We start from the raw sequence: 12897 nt of genomic DNA on the forward strand, positions 1-12897 counted from the left end.
TTATAAAATTTCTTAGTTCGGGCTTACGCAACAATCATAAAATTCACCGTAAATAATGGGTTATCAACGATTCCCCCTGCATCTTTCGCAAAAATAGCAACATAACTAAAGGCAATACCCAAGCCTAACAACGGTGCTAAAAAGAATAGCAAACGCAACTCTTTTGCTAAAACCTTTCGTATTTCTTTTTTCGTCATACCAATTTTATATAACTTATGGAATGTCATTCGCTCTTGATCTATGGATGAAAAGATATTCAAATATAACACCATAAACGAAGAAACGAAAAATAGGGCACCAAGAAAGCTAGACATAAAAAATAGAATGCCCCCAGCTTTTCTATTGGAATTATAGACCTCTATTTTAGCTTGTGGCTCCAATAACACTTCCTCCGTGCTGTAATCTAACCGAGATAGTAATGGATCTTGTCCTTCTATTCCATTTTGTTTCTTTAATTGTTCCTTCCATGTCACATATGCATCACCAGATTTTTCCCAGTTAGATAGGTTTAATGCATGAATCGTTGATTTGTACACTTCAAGTTCTTGAGCAATCCGAGCAAAATCATCGGGATGCACAATGATAAATTTAACCTCATATAAGTTAAGTTGATCAAACACTGGCTCTATAATGGATTGCTTTTCCGTTAACTTGATTTCTTTTAGAGCAATCGTATTTTTTCCTTCCCCCTTCTCATGGTCTACATATGGGTCATGATACTCGGGGTTTATGTTATCTAATCGAATCATTTCTCCTGGAGATACTTCCACCTGCTTCGAATACATTTGATTAAACTGTTCAGCAGATAGAAAACTATACCGATTGAAATAATCTCCTAGAGAACTTTGTTCAAAGTAGTCTAGCACATCTAAAGTTACATGCTCCTTAATCTCATGATTATCTGTATTAAATAGTTGGTTTAATTCATCATCCGAGATGGCGTTCTTCATAGCTGTCTCTGCAAAAGATACATCATAAATACGTTGTTCCTCAGCCAATTGCTCTGCAGAAGCGTAGAAATGTAGTAACATAGAGGTGTAAAAAATCGTAACCATGGTCATCGTAATCAATAGTAATGAAATCCCTTTTACCTGCTTGAACTTATATTCCACATTTGCTAAAAATAACATCCGATTATAATAAACGGATTTTCTCGATCTCGCGAGCTGTATCAAAAAACTCCCAAAATGGGATATAGTGAAAAACAGACCGCTAAGTAAACTAATTAATCCAACAAGAAGTACTAAACCATCATTTATATCGTAATCAGAATTTGAGAAAAAATAATATTGAAAAATGATAGAACCAATCACTAATAGTAGCCCGACACCACCAAGCAAAGGGCTACGAACTTTATTCTTCTCTGTTACACGATCCTCTTTAAAGATTGTTAAAACTTCTTTTCTTCTAATATCTAAGATAGATTTAGCTACACCAATTGAAAAAACAATTAAAAAGACCCCTACCGTTGTAGCAAACATTGTTATATGTAGTTCAAAAGCAATTGATTCCATTTCTAAAACATGCATCAATAGCAGAAAGAACAAACGGGAAAAGATACTACCTGATAACAGCCCTACTGCTAGTGATAATAGAGCAATGGCGCTATTCTCCAGTAAGAGGACTTTACTAATATCCTTATCCGACATCCCTACCATCATAAAGAGTCCAAATTCCTTTTTCCTCCGCTTAATAAAAACCGAATGGGCATAATGGATAAAAAACACCGTAAAGACCATTAATGCAACTGATGGAATCATTAAGATAGTAGATAGAGATTCTCCATCCATTTCATTCGCATTCCGAATGCCTTCATTAAAGTACACCGTAGAAAACATAAAGAAAACCATTACTACAAAGCTATTGCACAGAAAATAGAAGAGATATTTTCTGTAGTTAACCTTCGCCATTTTCCAAACGAGTTCATTGAACGTCATGGCTTTTTCCTCCTAAAACTGCAAGGTTGTCCATAATTTGATCCAAAAACTGTTTCCTGCTCCCCTTTTTATTTATCTGGGAATGAATACGCCCATCTTTAATAAAAATGACTTTTTGGCAATAACTAGCTGCAAACACATCATGTGTGACAATTAATATCGTTGTTTGCAATGTAGTAATGATTTCTTCAAAGCATTCCAAAATGGCAGTAGATGATTTTGAATCTAGGTTTCCTGTCGGTTCATCGGCTAATATAATATCTGGTTCATTCACCAAAGCCCGTGTAACGGCTGCACGCTGTTGTTGTCCACCAGATACATGATATGGATATTTGTTTTGTAAATGGCGGATACCGAATAACTCCATTAATTCGTCTGCTTTTTGTTCCATCTGGCTAGCAGATTTCTTTTCTAATACCATTGGTAAATAGATATTTTCTTTTATGGTTAAGCTATCCAGTAAATTAAATTCCTGAAACACAAATCCTAGCGTCTTCCTTCTAAATAAAGCAAGCTGCTCCTTCTCCATGGTGCTTAATTCATCTCCTGCAATACGAACAGAACCTGCAGAGGGCTTATCTATCCCGCTTAAAATATTCAACAAAGTGGTCTTCCCACTTCCAGATGGCCCCATAATCGCAACAAACTCACCCTTTTGGATTGATAGATTAATTCCATCCAGTGCTGTTGTTGCTCCTTCTTGTTGATGATCTCCATAAATTTTCATTAATCGTTCCGTACGTACAATTTCCATTTCATCGCCTCCTCTCTGTATACTGTAATAAACGACCAATAATACAGCCATCGGTTACACTAAAAATACCTTACATTTTTGTAAGGTACTGAATTGTGACAGTTGTCCCTTTCTCGACCTCTGATTGAATCGTTAGGCTATGTCCTAATTTCTCGCTAATTCTTCTAGCTAAATAAAGTCCAATACCCGATGCATTTCGTTCCGTTCGGCCGTTTTCTCCTGTGAAAAATGGTTCAAAAATCCGGTCTATGTCGTAAGAAGGGATGCCGATGCCTTGATCGATTATCGAAACCAAACACTTGTCTTCGACTATCTCCATCGAAATCTTGATTTGTTTTCCTTTCCCACCAGAATATTTAATCGCATTGGATAGAAATTGATCGATCAATATTTTATTCCACTTTTTATCTGTTAGGACGTATAACGAATCAGAGGAACACTCCATAACAGGATAGACGTGATGGTAGATGAATTCACTTTTCCGTTCATTAATGGCCTCCCGAAACGAGGCAACAAGATCAACCGCACGAACCTCTAGGTCATTTTCAAAACGTTGCATTCGAATCATCGTGAGACCTTGCTCTATCCTCATTTGCAATCTATTATTTTCTTGCTTTAATCTCGTGATATACTCCTCTTCTTTCCCTCGTTCATCAGTATGACGCTCCATGATGAGTTCCATCACAGAAACAGGTGTTTTCAAATGATGAATCCAATGCGATAAGAACGCCATATCTTCCTTATGCTGTTCCACTAATGTGCTATGTATTGCCTTTGCTTGACGATTGTTTTTATCAATTAGTTGCTTCACACGTGTTTGTTCCATTGTCATTGGATGAATTTCTGCATATTCATCCTCCAATAAGAGCCTAATACGTTTATGGAACTGATAATACTTCGCTCCATCCAAGCACATAAATACAACTAGAAAAAAGACCCCAATACCGAATGGATAAAAGAATTCCTTCTCCATCGGATCACTTAAATAATGAAATAAAATGATCGTTACGATACTTAACAAATAAGAAATGAGCAGTAATATTCGATCTTTGACATAATCTCGCAGAATAGATTTACTCATCACTATCACCTATTATTGGGTACTCAAGCATATAACCTACCCCGCGTTTACTTTTAATCATCGTATCTGGTAATCCAACTGCCACTAACTTCTGCTTGATTCTCGACATATTAACCGTTAATGTATTATCATCAACAAAGGTAATATCATCCCAGACTTCTTCAATTAATTCCTCTCTCGTCAAAAATTTCCCATGATAATCCATCAATTTTTTTAGGAGTTTATATTCATTTTTACTTAACTCTTCATGAATACCTTTATGGCTCATCGTAAGTTTCTGACTATCAATACATAAACCTTCCACACAACAAATACTAGTATCGGAATGTGCATACTCACCATACACTCTACGGATGGTAGCTTTTACTTTGGATATTAATTTGTCAAACGTGAAAGGCTTTGTAATGTAGTCATCTGCTCCAAATTCTATAGCCATGATTTGATCCTCATCATCACTTTTGGCCGAAATCATAATGATAGGTACATTAGAATGTTTACGCAAACTGTGACATAAAAAATATCCATCAAAATATGGTAAATGAATATCTAAAAGAACAAGGTCGGGTTTATACTCTAAAAAATCTTTGGTTACGTTTTTAAAATCCGTTTGTATCATCACTTCATAGTTATGTTCCTCAAGTGATTCTTTCATCAATGATCGTAATTCATAATCATCTTCTACTATGAACACTTTGTACACAATTTTCCCTCTCCCTTAGCGACTAGATTAATACGAAGGGTATTCTACTAGCTAACTAGCTATCTCTCTTTCTTTCTAACTACTTCAAAACTTACAGTTACAACTATATCATTTGGTTACAGCGATGCAAAACCCTTTCTTCATGAAAAAAAGACCATCAATCGATGATCCTTAGTTTCATTTCCTTAGCTTTTTCAATGAGCTGGTAGTATTATGATTCTCCTATTGTCCCTTATAAACCTCTAAAACATGCTCAGAGGTTACAACTATTTTACTATTAGTTGCGGTTACTATTTCCAAGGGGTATGTAGCGGATAATTTATCAGAAAATATCCATTCCCTACCAGGCTGATTTAGTATTATAAATATTCCCTTTGATCTATCTCCCATAAAGTTAAGGGATGTTGTTGATAAAGGAGCATTATCTCGTTCATGAATACCAATAGTCATTAGTTTTTCCCCAGCACTTATAGCATCCTCCATGGTAAGTCCAATTTCACTAATATTTACTATTCCTTCTTCAATGGAAAAAGGCTCCTCACCCTTTTTGGATATGGAATGTCTTGAAATGAACTCCACAATGTTACCTGCAGGATCATAAAAATATAAAGCATGAGCTGGTAGGTTAGAAAAAAATGCTTCGTCTTCTTCGTCCCTAGTATTCAATTCTACTCTTTCTTTAACCCATGATTTCGATTCAACAAACTTATTAGCTAGAATGTTAAAAGCAAAATGATAATATGGATTGCCTTTTACACTTTCAGAAGTAAACTCCAGTTGGCTTGTACCAACTCTAATACAAAAACTATACTCATCCTCCCTAACTAAAGGAAACCCGAACATATCGACATAGAAGGCTCTCATTTCTTTTATATGACGTGTTTGGAGTGTCAATGATTTGATTTCCACTATATAATACACCTCTTTTCTCGTAACTCTTTGGGAATTAGTATAGTTTATATGAATCAATTTCATAATTGCTCTTTTTAAAAATTCACAGACCTACAGAATTTCTAAAATATACTTTTAAAAAACAATAATCACGCGGCTTGTTGCTGCTGAATTAATTGTGCATTCATACGATCTGCCGCTAACTTTGAAGCGTTATAAACAAGCGTAACTATGTCAAAATGACCTTTTGCACGCTTTCCAGTACGATATCGAACATTGTTTAGTTGAAAGAATTCTTTAAGATAAGCATTAACTCTTTCGACCGCAGTGCGACGTTTAAAAATATTTTTCCATGCCATCGATCCACGAGCTGGTGCCGAATATTTTCTAAGATCTGTCGTTATTTTCATTTTAAAAACCTTTTGACAGATGCCTTCGTTAGCCAATGGACAGTCACTACATTCTTTTGGTCTTGTATATTTTAAGGTTTCATATTTGGCATCAAAACTGTCGTAACGATAAGAATGCTCTCTGAAACAAGTAGGGGCAAAATGTTTATCAAAACCGATTGGTTCTCTTTCATTTCGCTTGTTGTATGCGATGATTGAGCGTTGTCCCATGCGGTGTACCTGTTCGTAGATGGGTTCATAATCATAGCCAGCGTCCATGGTTTGATAACACAAGGAAGAAAGAGATAAATTTTCATGGATTCCTTTCAGTAAAGGAATCGCTGCTTTACTATCATGTAAGTTTCCGGAAGAAAAAGCAGTCTGAAGAATATACTGACTCGACGTACCAACGGCTAAATTACCTTTATAGCCAAACCAAAAAACATTCTTACCTTCTGAATTCTTTTTCACACCCCACTTCGGGTCTACAGGCATTTCAGAGCGTAATTCATCTAAAGGTGCGTCTAATTGAGCTTCAATTTTCTTTTCATAAAGAGGCAGACTAGCTTCCTTTTCAGCTTGTTCTTTTAGCCATTGGTCACGCTCTTCTTTGGATTTGCGACCACGTTTTTTCGGCTCTGGTTTTGACTTTTCTTCTTTTGATGGTGCTTGATCACGAGCTTCAAAATGAGTGGCATCAATAGCGACTGTATCATCTGTAATAAAACCTTCTTCAATTGCTTGGAGGACAACTTTTTCAAATACATCCTCCAAAATATTGGACTCCACTAATTTCGTTAGGAGTCGAGAATAAGAGGATTCAGAAGGTACCCTATCTGAAACTAGGAACCCGCAATTTAGTTTAAAGGTAATATCATCCTTGAGGCGTTGAATAAGATCCTTTACCATCGGAATACGCTCAATATATCTAACGAAAATAGAGATAATCATGGCGGCATAGTTTAGTTCTTCCGGTGCGCCAAGTCGTGATTTTTTCGTTACTACATGATAGATTTTATCCAAGTCTATCGCTGCAATAATGGCATCATATTTTTGGGTAGGCTCCATGTCATATAATTCCTGGATGCCAAATAAACTTGGTTGTCGTATAATGGTCATAAGAAGCACTCCTTCAGTCTTTTTATGGTTGTATAGTCAACTACCATTATACAAGATTTGGGGAGGTGCTTCTTTTTTCAACTCTCAAAACCGTTGGGAGACATGGACTAAGAATTATGAAATTCATTCATATAGATGAATTTTTAAAATACTATTTTTATATTGGAACATATAAGTAAAAGTTATAGCAAAATAGTAGGTTTATAAGTATAACTCTAACGGATAGAATTAAATGAACATAGGCGTTTCGTTACTTTACCATTTTCCTTATGTTTGCATAGCAACATTTTTACAAACCTAAACTTAAAATAAACTGTTCACCAATCGGACCAATTTTTCTCCTACCCGTATCCTTAAATCCTACTTTTGCGTATAATTTCTGAGCGGGAAAATTTTTATGATTAACCGCTAATACAATTTCATCGCAGCTAGGAAATTCACTTTTAACAAAATCACGTAGAAGGAGCATTGCTTGTTTAGCATATCCTTTCCCTTGCTCAGCATAATTAACAGACAGTGTCGTTAATAACATAGCATTGGGATTATTTGAATACTCCTTTACCCGATCTGTGGAGTGTAAAAGAAAGAAACCAACTGGCTTATTTCCTCTTAGAAAGACAACGCGATGCTGCCCTTCCGTCATTTCCTTATATTTAGATGGTAGTGCTGTAAATTGTGCTTGTTCTTCAGGAAGTTCAAAAGAATCCAATTCCTTCATATGCTCATTCGAAAAATGCTCCAACTTAACTTCATCTATTGATTGCATAAATAGAATTCCTCCTCATCATATTTAGATTAACATGTTTGCGTCCATCTACTACCAACAATTATACCCTAGTGAAAACAGCTACTAACAAATTATACAAAGAATGAAGAATAATAACAGACCATAGTGAATTACTCTTTTTAAACACAAACCAATAAATAATCCCCATTACAGTAACATATAATATAGAACCTAGAATATTAGGGAATGCGAACAAATCTTTATAAACCCAAATAGGAAAATGAATCGATACAAAGAGTAAAGCTGTAATAACATTCGCTACCCAAAATCTAAAGGAATCCATAAGTTTTCTTAATCTAAATCCTCTAAAGACAATTTCCTCGGTTATTCCAACTAATAGAATAGTATTAAGCCATTGGTAATCATTTTTTTGTTATAATAATAGTAACTTATATTGTGAAGGGACTGAACTATGCGCAGATATCAATATTCCAAACCTCATAACAAAACATTACAAATTGGAGGCTAAAATATTGATTACCGAACTACAAACAGAAAGATTAAAGCTAAAAAAAATGGACGTATCTGATTCTTCTAGTCTATTTAAAATCTGGTCTGATCCAGATGTAGCGAAGTTTATGAACATTAATAGTTTCAATGATGAAAGTCAAGCGATAGAAATGATTGAAATGCTTGACATGTTATACGAAGAAAGTAAAGCTATTCGTTACTCCATTTTTCATTTAGAGTCCAACCAAATTATAGGTTCTTGTGGTTACAACTCCTTAGACTTTGAAAATTTAAAAGCAGAGATTGGTTATGAAATTAGTAAAGAATATTGGGGTAACGGATTTGCTTCAGAAGCTGTCCTTACACTAGTAAATTATGCGTTTCATAATCTTAATTTCAATAGGGTTGAAGCAAAAATTGAACCTGATAACAAAAATTCAATTAAGCTTGTTGAAAGGTTGAATTTTCAATTTGAAGGTACTCTAAGAAAATCGGAAAGATCAAAAGACACGTTTATTGATCTAAATATGTATTCAAAATTAGTAACTGATTAGTAAGTTCAAAGCCTATATAAAAAAATATAGGCTTTTTATTAACTTAAGGCTTCCAACAATTGAAGTGCATCTTATCAGTGATCGGCTTTTACTCATACACTTCCCTGTCATCACTTTTATTAAGTTCGTTAATAAAAAATCTACTAGTACCATTTAACGAAAGAAAAACGCTATATTACTAAGATTGATATGTATAAATAGAGGAAGATGTAATTAGACTTTCAACACCGTTTGGATGGTATGGCATTAATTTATTTGCTGTGTTGTAATCAACCCATTTTATCTCTAGGATTTCATCTGTATACTTAATTTCACATTCTCCCGCTATTACATCTGCTTTGAATGTAAAAAATAACACGTGGTGATCCTTTTCTTTAAAAAACGCTTCATTAATTGCTACTACACTTCCTACCTTAACAGTTAACCCTGTCTCTTCCTCTACTTCACGAATAACTGCCTGTTCTAAAGTTTCACCTTTTTCTACTGCTCCCCCTGGTAACGACCAACCTTGACCAGCATTATTAACCATAACTATTTGCTCTTTATCCTTGTTACAAATCAAAGCATAAACAACGTCAATCCTTTGCATATTGCCCCTCCATACATTATTATCTTATTACTTAACTTATCTATTCTATTTATTAAAAAACACTTACTCTTACTAAACTATCATCTTTTAGTTTCATAATCTAGACGAATTTCATGAAAATTCGCATATTCAACTAAAAAAGACTTTTTGCGTTTAGCAAAAAGCCTCCTTTTTCTATAGAATTTAACAGCGAACTGCTAATAAGCCATTAAACTCCTCGTAACTCACTATGTTTAGTCGCTTTAATATACCTACTAAATATAAAACGAACCAAAGGACCCATAATAATAATTTGTAGAGGTAAAGCCATAATCAAGTTACTGCCGAAAATGACTGCATAATCTTTTACAACTGAACTAGAAGTAAAACCATTATGAATATAAGCTGTCACTAAACCGTAAATCGACATAAAAAAAGCCATCCCAATTACCATACATATTGAAATTGCCAGTACTGTATAGATTTTCTTTTTGGTATTTGCAGTTATTTTTAAAGCAATTTTTTTAGCATTAGGTCCTACTATTAACATATCTAGAATTAATGCAATGACAAATCCAATTAGAAAATCGGATACCCCTTCCATAATTGTCATTTTACCCATCATACCATTTAAATAATAATTATAAACCGTCATCAGTAAAACCATCCCAAAACACATCATTAGTCCAAATTGTAGACTTTCTTTCTTAGTTGTCGGCAATTATATCATCCTCTCTTTTTTATACCTTTGTATTATAGTGATAATATAAACACTTTCGTAAGTGAACACTTTGTGAACGTTTATGATAATAGAGGTTGCAGATCAATTTTGTTTGAGTTAACTTAGACAAGTTTTTTAATATACAAGTCTCTATAATGGAACTACCTTCAATCAAACTATAATCCACCTTTAATAACAGCCTAAATTCACCGTAATAAAGCGATAAAAATCATACCAAAAATTTGACAAAAATTTTTATTTATGCTATAATTTACATTAATTAAAATTTTGTATATAATAAGGTTCTCCTGGCCAGGGGAATCTTATTTTTTTTAGGAGGAAACGGTTTGAAACAGAATGAGTCCAGTTTAACTTCCTTAGTATCAGCATTTGGTCGAGCTTATCACAGTAAAAATGACACACCAATCATTTTTGATGATTTTATGGTAAGCAATTTAATTTCCGAAGATGAGTTTGCAGCTATTAGCCAGAATATGATTAACGGTATAACATTTTTTAACAAGGATATCGGGGAAAGATTTAAAGAAAATCCGGATGAGATTTTAAAATGGATTACCCAAGTACAGCTCTCCCCAACACCTATAGCACGCTCAGCCTATTGTGAGAGTGTATTACTTAATGAAATTAATTTAGGCGCCAAACAGTATGTGATACTCGGGGCTGGTTTAGACACTTTCTGCTTTCGACATCCAGAATTAGAAGACAAATTAGATATATTTGAAATTGATTATCCTGCTACACAAGAATTTAAAAAGAAGAAGCTAGCAGAAGCTAATTTCTCTATACCAAACAATCTGCATTTTGTTCCTATGGATTTTACTAATAAGCTTTCTCACCGTGATTTAATTGATGTAGGGTTTGATAACAAGAAGACCTTCTTTAGCCTATTGGGTGTATCTTATTATTTGACGAAAGAGGAGATTGCGAGTTTGATAGGTGAATTATTCGCTAATGTCCCAACAGGTAGCTCTATTGTTTTTGATTATGCAGATGAAAATCTCTTTAAAGTAAAAGGAAAATCGAATCGTGTTGAAAACATGGTTAAGATGGCTTCTGCAAGCGGAGAACCAATGAAATCGAGTTTCACGTACAGTGAGATGGAGAAAATGTTAGAACAATCAGGTTTACTAATTTATGAACATGTAACACCAACTAAAATAAATGAGGTTTATTTCAAAAATAGAACAGATTATTTGTCCGCATTCGAGACCATACATTATATCCACGCTGTTAAGAAATAATCTGGCTAATAATTCAAGAGTCTCTCAATGAGTAACACATTGAGAGATTCTATTTGTAATCTTCATTTATTGTCTATAGCAATGTTTACAGCTTCAGTGGCATGAATTACGGTTGTATCAAACAACGGAACATCTGAATCTTCAGGTTTAACTAGTAATCCAATTTCGGTACAACCTAAGATTATTCCTTCTGCACCATTTTTAACTAAATTATGAATTACATCCTTGTAATAATCCTTTGATGTTTTACTAATTTTTTCTAAACATAACTCTTCTTGAACTACCCCCACTTAACCTCCTTTCAGGATGTTTGAAGTGGGGGATTCTTGGGAACAGAGCGTACTTGTTAGTGATCTTTCTTAACTAACAGCGGTTTCTCTTCTTTACCAAGCTATCCCCGTAGTCCCTACGGTTTTATAGGTTGTTTAAGCCGAAGCTACGATTCGTAATCCTTCAGCTAGAATATTTTTACTCGCATTGACATCTCGATCATGATGCATGTGACAAGCTGGACAAGTCCATTCCCTTACCCCAAGCGACTTCTTGCCAGTGTGATGTCCACAAGTAGAACATCGTTGACTGGATGGAAAGCCTCTACTTATTTTCACCAGGGTTTTACCATACCAATCCGCTTTGTACTGTAATTTTGTCACAAAACTGGACCATGATACGTCAGCGATAGATTTTGCTAGTTTATGATTGCGCAACATTCCTTTCGTGTTCAAGTCTTCGATACAGATGACATCGTGGTTTTTGATGATGGCTGTACTGAACTTATTCAGGAAGTCGGCACGTTGATTCATCACTTTTTCATACAATCTTGCAACGTTGCGTTTTTGTTTTTGATAGTTTTTGGCATCAAGTAAGTCGATTCCGTTGTTTTTCGCATGCAGCGCACGTCTGGATAGTTTGCGTTGTTCTCGTTTTAACTTCTTTTCCATGTTGGCGGTGAACCGATGATTATCCACCTTTTGTCCATCAGAAAATATCGCAAAGTCCGTGATGCCTAAGTCGATTCCGATAGCGGATTCTGTTTTTGCTAATGGTTGTACGTCTGTTTCTACCAGAATAGAGATGAAATATTTTCCGCTTGGATTACGTCTAATGGTAACATTGATGATACGACCATGTACTTCACGGCTTTTGGCAAAGCGAACAAAACCAAGTTTCGGCAGTTTTATTTTGTTGTCTACAATGGAGATATTTCCGTTGATCTGCTTCGTTGTGTAGGATTGAACCGGATGCTTTTTGGACTTAAATCGCGGGGCTTTATTTTGCTTTTGGAAGAATCTGGAGAAGGCATCAGAGAGGTTTCGGAGGGAAGTTTGGACTGCGATGCTGTCTACTTCTTTTAACCAGCTTAATTCCTTTTTCAATTGAGGTAATTGAGCAGAACAAGCGTTATACGTCAGTCCTTTTCCTGTTTGTTTGTAAGTGTCGTTCCATTTTTCTAAAAAATGGTTGAAGACAAAACGAGAACAGCCGATGGTTTTCGCAATCTGTCTTTTCTGTTCATTTGTTGGATAGATACGGAATTTGTAGGCTTTTTTGACGAGCATTGCTTTCACCTCTTTCTGTATCAGATACCTTATTATACCATATGTTGCATGGTGGATAGGTCATTTCAGGGAAGAATGGAAGCACATGAATAGTCGGACAAGAGATGGCGATTCATCTCCCACCT

Annotated in this window: 12 protein-coding genes and 1 pseudogene; 2 read left to right on the top strand and 11 right to left on the bottom strand. The window is 35.0% G+C overall.

The window, feature by feature from the left end; all coding sequences use genetic code 11:
• Positions 1 to 23 precede the first annotated feature (23 nt).
• The 7 genes from MKY78_RS19560 to MKY78_RS19590 all read right to left on the bottom strand — a co-directional run bounded on the left by MKY78_RS19560 (position 24) and on the right by MKY78_RS19590 (position 7637).
• A complete protein-coding gene (locus MKY78_RS19560) occupies positions 24 to 1937 on the bottom strand; it encodes an ABC transporter permease (protein WP_339215059.1) in 1914 nt (637 codons plus the stop codon).
• Positions 1924 to 2691, bottom strand: coding sequence for an ABC transporter ATP-binding protein (locus MKY78_RS19565; RefSeq protein WP_339215060.1), 768 nt, complete (start codon positions 2689 to 2691; stop codon positions 1924 to 1926). Before MKY78_RS19565 ends, MKY78_RS19560 begins: the two co-directional genes overlap by 14 nt.
• Positions 2692 to 2761: 70 nt before the next feature.
• Positions 2762 to 3772, bottom strand: coding sequence for a sensor histidine kinase (locus tag MKY78_RS19570; protein WP_339215062.1), 1011 nt, complete (start codon positions 3770 to 3772; stop codon positions 2762 to 2764).
• A complete protein-coding gene (locus tag MKY78_RS19575; RefSeq protein ID WP_339215064.1) occupies positions 3765 to 4472 on the bottom strand; it encodes a response regulator transcription factor in 708 nt (235 codons plus the stop codon). Before MKY78_RS19575 ends, MKY78_RS19570 begins: the two co-directional genes overlap by 8 nt.
• A 222-nt stretch (positions 4473 to 4694) precedes the next feature.
• Positions 4695 to 5381, bottom strand: a complete 687-nt coding sequence (locus tag MKY78_RS19580) for a VOC family protein (protein ID WP_339215066.1) — start codon at positions 5379 to 5381, stop codon at positions 4695 to 4697.
• Between the two features lie 131 nt (positions 5382 to 5512).
• On the bottom strand, positions 5513 to 6871 hold the full coding sequence (locus MKY78_RS19585; protein WP_339214434.1) for an IS1182 family transposase: 1359 nt from the start codon (positions 6869 to 6871) through the stop codon (positions 5513 to 5515).
• Positions 6872 to 7160: 289 nt separating this feature from the next.
• Positions 7161 to 7637, bottom strand: coding sequence for a GNAT family N-acetyltransferase (locus MKY78_RS19590; RefSeq protein WP_339215067.1), 477 nt, complete (start codon positions 7635 to 7637; stop codon positions 7161 to 7163).
• A gap of 494 nt (positions 7638 to 8131) precedes the next feature.
• On the opposite strand from MKY78_RS19590, the gene MKY78_RS19595 reads away from it, so the two are divergent.
• Positions 8132 to 8662 (top strand): GNAT family protein, encoded by a 531-nt coding sequence (locus tag MKY78_RS19595; protein WP_339215069.1) that lies wholly within the window; start codon positions 8132 to 8134, stop codon positions 8660 to 8662.
• Between the two features lie 178 nt (positions 8663 to 8840).
• Here MKY78_RS19595 and MKY78_RS19600 read toward each other — a convergent pair whose 3' ends face one another.
• Entirely contained in the window at positions 8841 to 9251 is a 411-nt protein-coding gene (locus MKY78_RS19600) for an NUDIX hydrolase (RefSeq protein WP_339215071.1), read from the bottom strand.
• 208 nt (positions 9252 to 9459) lie between these two features.
• Positions 9460 to 9951, bottom strand: a complete 492-nt coding sequence (locus MKY78_RS19605) for a DUF2798 domain-containing protein (protein ID WP_339215072.1) — start codon at positions 9949 to 9951, stop codon at positions 9460 to 9462.
• A gap of 347 nt (positions 9952 to 10298) precedes the next feature.
• On the opposite strand from MKY78_RS19605, the gene MKY78_RS19610 reads away from it, so the two are divergent.
• The gene (locus MKY78_RS19610) at positions 10299 to 11213 is read left to right on the top strand and encodes a class I SAM-dependent methyltransferase (RefSeq protein WP_339215074.1); all 915 of its coding nucleotides are present in this window, start codon (positions 10299 to 10301) and stop codon (positions 11211 to 11213) included.
• A gap of 62 nt (positions 11214 to 11275) precedes the next feature.
• Here the strand turns inward: MKY78_RS19610 and MKY78_RS19615 are convergent.
• Both MKY78_RS19615 and tnpB read right to left on the bottom strand, forming a co-directional pair.
• Positions 11276 to 11497 (bottom strand): annotated as a pseudogene (locus tag MKY78_RS19615) (aspartate/glutamate racemase family protein); the annotation flags it as partial.
• Positions 11498 to 11638: 141 nt separating this feature from the next.
• The gene (tnpB, locus tag MKY78_RS19620) at positions 11639 to 12772 is read right to left on the bottom strand and encodes an IS200/IS605 family element RNA-guided endonuclease TnpB (RefSeq protein ID WP_339215076.1); all 1134 of its coding nucleotides are present in this window, start codon (positions 12770 to 12772) and stop codon (positions 11639 to 11641) included.
• Positions 12773 to 12897 lie beyond the last annotated feature (125 nt).

The sequence above is a fragment of the Ornithinibacillus sp. FSL M8-0202 genome (assembly GCF_037975285.1).
Lineage (GTDB): Bacteria > Bacillota > Bacilli > Bacillales > Amphibacillaceae > Ornithinibacillus > Ornithinibacillus massiliensis.

What these genes read in the sequence shown, in the direction of transcription:
- MKY78_RS19590 (WP_339215067.1), bottom strand. Translation starts at nt 7,637, where the DNA reads ATGCAATCAATAGATGAAGTTAAGTTGGAGCATTTTTCGAATGAGCAT.
- MKY78_RS19565 (WP_339215060.1), bottom strand. Translation starts at nt 2,691, where the DNA reads ATGGAAATTGTACGTACGGAACGATTAATGAAAATTTATGGAGATCAT.
- MKY78_RS19600 (WP_339215071.1), bottom strand. Translation starts at nt 9,251, where the DNA reads ATGCAAAGGATTGACGTTGTTTATGCTTTGATTTGTAACAAGGATAAA.
- MKY78_RS19585 (WP_339214434.1), bottom strand. Translation starts at nt 6,871, where the DNA reads ATGACCATTATACGACAACCAAGTTTATTTGGCATCCAGGAATTATAT.
- tnpB (WP_339215076.1), bottom strand. Translation starts at nt 12,772, where the DNA reads ATGCTCGTCAAAAAAGCCTACAAATTCCGTATCTATCCAACAAATGAA.
- MKY78_RS19560 (WP_339215059.1), bottom strand. Translation starts at nt 1,937, where the DNA reads ATGACGTTCAATGAACTCGTTTGGAAAATGGCGAAGGTTAACTACAGA.
- MKY78_RS19570 (WP_339215062.1), bottom strand. Translation starts at nt 3,772, where the DNA reads ATGAGTAAATCTATTCTGCGAGATTATGTCAAAGATCGAATATTACTG.